Below are 6,038 nucleotides of genomic sequence, written 5' to 3' on the forward strand. Positions count from 1 at the left end.
ATCGTGCCGAGGAGTGCGGCGATCGCGACGGCACAGGTGCCGACGATGAGGGCGATGCGTGCGCCCCACATCAGCTGCGAGAACAGGTCGCGTCCGAGCCGGTCGGTGCCGAGCAGGTGCAGCGCGCTGGGCCCTTCGAGGCGGCCGCCACTGGTGTCGGCGAGCGGATAGGGCAGCCAGAACAGCGACACCAGAGCGATCAGCACGATGAGACCCGTGAGCACGATGCCGATCAGCAGCGTCGCCTTCGGACGTCGCCGCACGGGTACGGATGCGGTGACCAGCTGTTCGGCGACGCGGCTCATCGGTTCCCCGAGACGCTCGTGCGCAGGCGCGGATCGATCAGGCGCTGCACGATGTCGGCGGCGAACCCGACCAGCAGCACGAAGAGGGTGCTGACGACGAGGACACCCTGGATCACCTGGAAGTCATGCTGCTCGATGGCCGACAGCAGCAGGCTTCCGAGTCCGGGCAGCGTGAAGACGCTCTCGACGACCACCGCGCCCAGCAGGGTGGTCGACAGCTCGATGCCGAGCACCGCGACGACCGGCACCGCGCCGTTGCGCACGCCGTGACGCAGCAGCGCCTCGCCCATGCCGGAACCTCCGGCTCGGGCGGTGCGCAGGTAGTCGCTGCCGAGCACATCGAGGGTGGCCGAGCGCACGTAGCGGCTGAGGGAGGCGCTCATGACGATCACGATCGTGATCACGGGCAGCGCGAGTGAGCGCAACGCGTCGGCCGGATCCTCCCAGTCCTTGCGGGGGAAGCCGCCGGAGGGCAGCACGCCCAGTCCGAGCGCGAACACCCAGACCAGCACCACGCCGACCCAGAACACCGGAACCGCGACGCCGAGCTGCGCGAACCCCGACAGCACGATGCCGTACCAGCGGTCGGACTTCACCGCGGCGGTGATGCCGATCACGAGCGAGACGAGCAGTGCGATCGCGAAGGCGATGAGCGTGAGCGGAAGGGTCACGGCAAGGCGATCGGCGATGTCCGGTCCGACCGGACGCGAGCTGAGGAAGGACTCGCCGAGATCGAAGCGCAGCAGTTGGCCCGCCCACGTCGTGAACTGCTGGAGCAGCGGCTGGTCGGAGCCGACCTGGGCTCGCGCGGCCGCGATCTGTTCGGGGGTCGCATTGACCGAGAGCAGGGCATTCGCAGGGTCACCGGGGAGCAGGCGCAGCAACACGAAGATCGCGATCATCGCGACGACGAGCGAGATCGCGAGGAACGCGAGGCGGCGCAGCAGATAGGCGAGCATGGCTTCTCAGGATGACGTGGGGGATGCCGACGCGCGGCATCCCCCACGCACGTCAGGACTTGACGATGTCGTAGGCGAAGAACTGCGAGTTCAGGCCGTTGACGGGGTAGCCGCTGAGGTCGCTGGAGGCGACCACGATCTGCGGGTACAGGTACAACCATACGCTCGCGGCATCAGCGGCGATCTTCTCGTTGACCTGCTTGAGCAGGGCGGTCTGCTCATCCGTCGTGGCTGCCTGCTCGGCGTCGGCGACCCACTTCTGCACGTCGGCGTCGTTGTAGCCCCAGTAGAAGTCGGGGTTGCCGTACCAGACCACATCGCGGTCGTTCACGTGCTCCTGCAGCGTCGCCTGGAAGTCCTGCTCCTTGAAGACCTTCGTGTACCACTCGTCGGCGCTGATCGTGTTGATCTCGACCGTGATGCCGACCTCGGCGAGCTGCGACTGCAGGAACTCCGCGACGGCGGGGTGCGGGTCGTAGCTCGGGGTGTCGAGGGTGAAGGTGAACCCGTCGGCGTAGCCCGCCTCCGCGAGGAGCTTCTTCGAGAGCTCGACGTCGTACGGGTTGACCTGCGTGAGGTCCTCGTACCAGGGGTCGGTGGGCGGCACCATCGAGCCAATCAACGTGCCGTAGTCGCCCCAGATCGACTCGAGGAGCTTCTTCGTGTCGATCGCGGAGTAGATGGCCTTGCGCACGAGAGTGTTGTCGAAGGGGGCGACGCGGTCGTTGAAGGCGAGCAGCTCCTTCGTCGTGGAGGTGCCCTCGCTGACGACGTAGTCGTCGGAGTCGAACTGCGTGAGCGAATCGGGACTCTGCACGCTGGTGATGACGTCGATCTCGCCGGTGACGAGGGCGTTGTTCTCGGCCGTCGCGTCGGTGAAGTACGTGTAGACGACCTCCGCGTTCTTGGCCGGGTCGCCCCAGTAGTCGTCCCAGCGCTCGAGCGTGAGGGTCGAGCCCTTCTTCCACTCGTCGAGCGTGTAGGGGCCGGTGCCGTCTTCGGTGCTCGTGATGTCGCCGGCCTCGTCGTTCACGATCCAGACGTAGCTGAGGTTGTACAGGAACGAGATCGATCGCTGCGAGAGCGTGAACACGACCGTCTTGTCATCGGGGGTCGCGATGTCGGAGATCGTCTTGAAGCTCGACTTGCGGGCGGAGACCGAGTCCTCGGCGGTGACGGCCTCGATGCTCGACTTCACGTCGGCGGAGGTGAGCGGGTCGCCGGAGTGGAAGGTCACGTCGTCGCGCAGGGTGATCGTGTACGTCAGGCCGTCGTCGGACACCTGGGCATCTTCGGCGAGGAGCGGCTCGACCTCGCCGTCGTCGGTCAGCCGGTACAGGCCTTCGTAGACGTTTCCGGTCAGCGCTTCGGTCACGCCCTGGCCGCCGCCCTGGGTGTTGCTGAGGTTGGTGGGCTCGTACAGCGAACCGATGAAGATCGTGGCGTCTTCGCTCGCGGTGCCGTCGTCGTTCGCGCCGGACGCGCAGCCGGCCACGAGGGCGAGCGTGGCGACGGCGCCGAGCGCGCCGAGGATGCGGGTTCTTCTCATGAGTACTCCAGGGTGAGCGGGTGCGGCGTCACGCCGCGTAGATGTCGAAGCCGTCGCGGAAAACGACGTTCTTCTCGCCTGCTCGGATAGGCAGGGGGAAGCGGTTGGATGCCGGCGGGAGCGGGCAGTTGTACTGGGCGCTGAAGCCGCAGGGAGGCACGAAAGCGCGGTTGAAGTCGAGGACGACGGAGCCTTCGTCGTCACGCAGCTCGACGAACAGGAAGCGCCCGGATCCGTAGGTCTCCGATCCGTTGGTCTGGTCGCCGAACACGAGCAGCAGCGTGCCGCCGTCGTCGAAGGCGGCGAGGGTGTACTCGTGGCCGTCGAGCTCGAGGCGGATGTCGCCGGGGACGACCAGGTCGCGCGTGCCGCCGTTGTCGCGGATGTGCTCGAACGACACCCTGCGTTCGCCGGAGACCGGGGTGAAGTGTCCTTCGAGCACCCATGCCGGGTCGTACTCGTAGGTGTCGATGCGGTCGAAGGCGCGGATGGCGGGGGAGTCGGCGTCCCAGACGCGCAGTCCGTGCTCGGCCACGCCGGTCTCGATGTTCGTGCGCTCGATCGGCGTCACGGTGACCGTGTCGGCCGCGGCGCGCTGTTCGGCGTCGAGGTCGGGGCGCTCCCCGGTCCAACGGGTCTCGACCAGGGCGAGGTTGCCGGTCGCGGACGTGACGGCGGTGCGGCGCTCGGCCTGCCAGTGGGTGTGATCTTCGCGTTCAGACATCACTTTCAATTCTCTTGCATGCAGAACGCGGTGGGGTCGGGCACGTCACTCGGGGTAACGCGGGTGTGGTCGCGGGAGATGCCCAGTGTACGGAGATCTGCCGTACACTGATCCCATGACCGCATCTGCATCTCCGCTCAAGAGCGCCCGGCTGGAATTCCGCGTCACGGCGGATCAGAAAGCGGCGATCGAGGAAGCGGCCGCGATCGAGGGTCGCACGGTGACGGACTTCTCCGCGTCTGCGCTCGTGGAGCGCGCGCAGGAGGTCATCGAGCGCGAACGCCGATCGCAGGTCGACGCTGTACGGTTCGAGGCCTTCATCGAAGTCATGGAGCGTCCTGCGCGTTCCATCGATGGTCTGCGCGAACTGCTGCGACGCGAAACCGTCTTCGTTGACTGACTTCCTGACTCCGCGACCGCTCGCTGCCGGTGACCGGCTGTCGGAATTCCGTTGCGGCGAGGAGAGCCTCGATATCTGGCTGCGGGGCCGGGCGCGCTCGAACGAGAAGCGCGGGGCATCGCGCACAATGGTCTCCGCCACGCGGGAAGGGGGAGTGGCTGGCTACTACTGCCTGTCTTCCAGTGCCATCGACCGCGCAGACGGACCGCCGCCACTCGCCGCAGGTATGCCCGCGTCGATCCCCATCGTGCTGCTCGGGCGTCTGGCGGTAGACCTCGAGTATGCGGGCCGCGGGCTCGGCTCCTCGCTTCTGCAACACGCGACCATGCGGGCGCTCGAGGCCGCGGAGGCGATCGGCGTCCGGGCGATCCTCGTGCACGCGATCAACGACGAGATCGTGCCGTTCTACGAGAGGTTCGGCTTCACGACATTCCCGGAGGCCCGGCGCACGCTCTTCCTCCTTGTCAAGGACGCGCGCGCGACCCTCGCCATCTGAGGCGAGTGGAGAGACCTCACCCGTTGAGGCGCTCGGTGAGATGCACCGTCACCTCGTCGCCGTCGCTCTTGCCGATGCGCTTGCGGATCGCGGCCGCGATCGGGAGCTTGTGCGTCCCGTCGCCGAGCGCCATGAAAGCTCCCCGGAAAGGCTCGCCGTCGACGGTGCCGGCGACCTTCACGAGTCCGCGCGTGCCGAAGATCGTCGCGGAGTCGCCGAGTTGCACGCAGGTCCAGGTATCGCCTTCGCGCACCTTTCCGAGGGTGGCGGTGAACGTGATGTCGAGTGGCGTGGGCATGGCAGTCTCCTTCTGGATCAGAGGAACGATCCGACGATCGCCCCGATGATGACGAGTTTGAGGGTCCAATCGAGCAGGTGGATGCCCGCCGCAGAGGGTGCGGTGCCCTCGTGTACGACACCGCCCATGAGCAGGGTGAGGGGGAGCGCGCTCAAAGCCAGCCCGAGGAGGGCCCCGGTGCCGATGCCGTGCCACCCGGCCGCGAGCATCAGACCGGCCACGAGGCACGAGGCGATGAGGCTGCGAAGCACGACGGATGCCATCTGCGCGACGACCGGAAGGCCCGGTCGGGGTGTGCTCGTCCGTGAGATGGCGGCCGAGACCGGGGGCAGGGCGTACAGCGCGGCGCTGGCGATGAACGATGCCAGCGTGGCGAGGGCGACGGCCAGAATGATCATGTCGACTCCTTTAGTACTTGCTGGTACTCAAAGTAGATCCGCAGCGCGGAACTGTCAAGTACTAAACTCTCAGGCGTGACTACGACGCCTCGAACCCCAGGGCGCCCTGCCGGTCTCACCGGTGATGCCCTGCTCGACACCGCCCGCGATGTCTTCCTCGAATTCGGGTACGCCGGGGCGTCCATGGACGAGGTGGCGAGGCGAGCGCGCATCTCGAAGGCGTCGCTGTACCGGGAGCACGACTCGAAGTCCGCTCTGTACGCGGCTGTCGTACGACACTGGGCGCTCGCGGGGCGAGACGCCATGCGACCCGCTCTCGAAGCGCTGAAGGCGAACCCCGACATCCGGGCGGGGCTCGTGACGCTCGGTGAGACCATGCGCGCCGGAATGCTGAGCGCTCCGGTCATGGCGATGCGTCGCCTCGTGATCGCTGAGGCCCCCGCTCATCCCGAGGTCGCGCGAGATTACCTGGCGCAGAGCTGGGACACCAACATCCGCAAGCTCGCTGAGGCGATGACCGAACTCTCCGATACGCACGGACTGGTCGTCGACGATGCGGAAGCCCTCGCGAGCGAGTTCACCTGGCTGGTCGTCGGTGCGCCGCTGAACGCCGGGCTTCTCGGTGGGGAGGGCGCTGCGCAGCCGGTGACCAGGGCCGTCGACCTGTTCTTGACCGCCTACGATCGTCGCTAGCTCGGAGCCAGGTACGTCGAGTCTCAGTCGCAACATATTGCAACCTCTGCCGGTATACCATTTGGGCATACGCCCAGCAGCGTCAGTCCCCAGCTGACCGTGGGCGGGGCGGCTCAGCCGTCATGCGGAGGGAGAGCGGATCTCTTTTCGATCCCGAGGGGGGATGGGGTGGGAGCTCGGTCCCCAGCCGGCACCCACCCCCACACTCGGGCTCTC

8 protein-coding genes and 1 pseudogene are annotated in these 6,038 nt (G+C 67.1%); 3 read left to right on the forward strand and 6 right to left on the reverse strand.

Features of this window, described 5'->3' with window-relative positions:
- The 4 genes and pseudogenes from DSP71_RS07090 to DSP71_RS07105 form a co-directional block, all read right to left on the reverse strand.
- Positions 1-305 (reverse strand): annotated as a pseudogene (locus DSP71_RS07090) (ABC transporter permease); the annotation flags it as partial.
- A complete protein-coding gene (locus DSP71_RS07095) occupies positions 302-1,264 on the reverse strand; it encodes an ABC transporter permease (RefSeq protein ID WP_061017527.1) in 963 nt (320 codons plus the stop codon). The pseudogene DSP71_RS07090 and the gene DSP71_RS07095, both read right to left, overlap by 4 nt.
- Positions 1,265-1,316: 52 nt before the next feature.
- Positions 1,317-2,813, reverse strand: coding sequence for an ABC transporter substrate-binding protein (locus tag DSP71_RS07100; RefSeq protein WP_113680733.1), 1,497 nt, complete (start codon positions 2,811-2,813; stop codon positions 1,317-1,319).
- Positions 2,814-2,841: 28 nt separating this feature from the next.
- A complete protein-coding gene (locus DSP71_RS07105) occupies positions 2,842-3,537 on the reverse strand; it encodes a DUF1684 domain-containing protein (protein ID WP_061018294.1) in 696 nt (231 codons plus the stop codon).
- 115 nt (positions 3,538-3,652) lie between these two features.
- Between DSP71_RS07105 and DSP71_RS07110 the strand changes: the two genes are divergently transcribed.
- A complete protein-coding gene (locus DSP71_RS07110) occupies positions 3,653-3,937 on the forward strand; it encodes a DUF1778 domain-containing protein (protein WP_113680745.1) in 285 nt (94 codons plus the stop codon).
- On the forward strand, positions 3,930-4,433 hold the full coding sequence (locus tag DSP71_RS07115) for a GNAT family N-acetyltransferase (RefSeq protein ID WP_113680734.1): 504 nt from the start codon (positions 3,930-3,932) through the stop codon (positions 4,431-4,433). The genes DSP71_RS07110 and DSP71_RS07115 overlap by 8 nt, the downstream gene beginning before the upstream one ends.
- Before the next feature lie 16 nt (positions 4,434-4,449).
- On the opposite strand, the gene DSP71_RS07120 is transcribed toward DSP71_RS07115, so the two are convergent.
- Both DSP71_RS07120 and DSP71_RS07125 read right to left on the reverse strand, forming a co-directional pair.
- On the reverse strand, positions 4,450-4,731 hold the full coding sequence (locus DSP71_RS07120) for a DUF1905 domain-containing protein (RefSeq protein WP_046748514.1): 282 nt from the start codon (positions 4,729-4,731) through the stop codon (positions 4,450-4,452).
- A gap of 17 nt (positions 4,732-4,748) precedes the next feature.
- On the reverse strand, positions 4,749-5,129 hold the full coding sequence (locus tag DSP71_RS07125; protein ID WP_061018298.1) for a DUF1761 family protein: 381 nt from the start codon (positions 5,127-5,129) through the stop codon (positions 4,749-4,751).
- A 75-nt stretch (positions 5,130-5,204) separates the two neighbouring features.
- Here DSP71_RS07125 and DSP71_RS07130 point away from each other — a divergent pair, with 75 nt between their 5' ends.
- Positions 5,205-5,822 (forward strand): TetR/AcrR family transcriptional regulator, encoded by a 618-nt coding sequence (locus DSP71_RS07130; RefSeq protein ID WP_113680735.1) that lies wholly within the window; start codon positions 5,205-5,207, stop codon positions 5,820-5,822.
- Positions 5,823-6,038 lie beyond the last annotated feature (216 nt).

Origin of the sequence: Microbacterium sp. H6, assembly GCF_003314775.1 — a bacterium.
Taxonomy (GTDB): Bacteria; Actinomycetota; Actinomycetes; order Actinomycetales; family Microbacteriaceae; genus Microbacterium; species Microbacterium oxydans.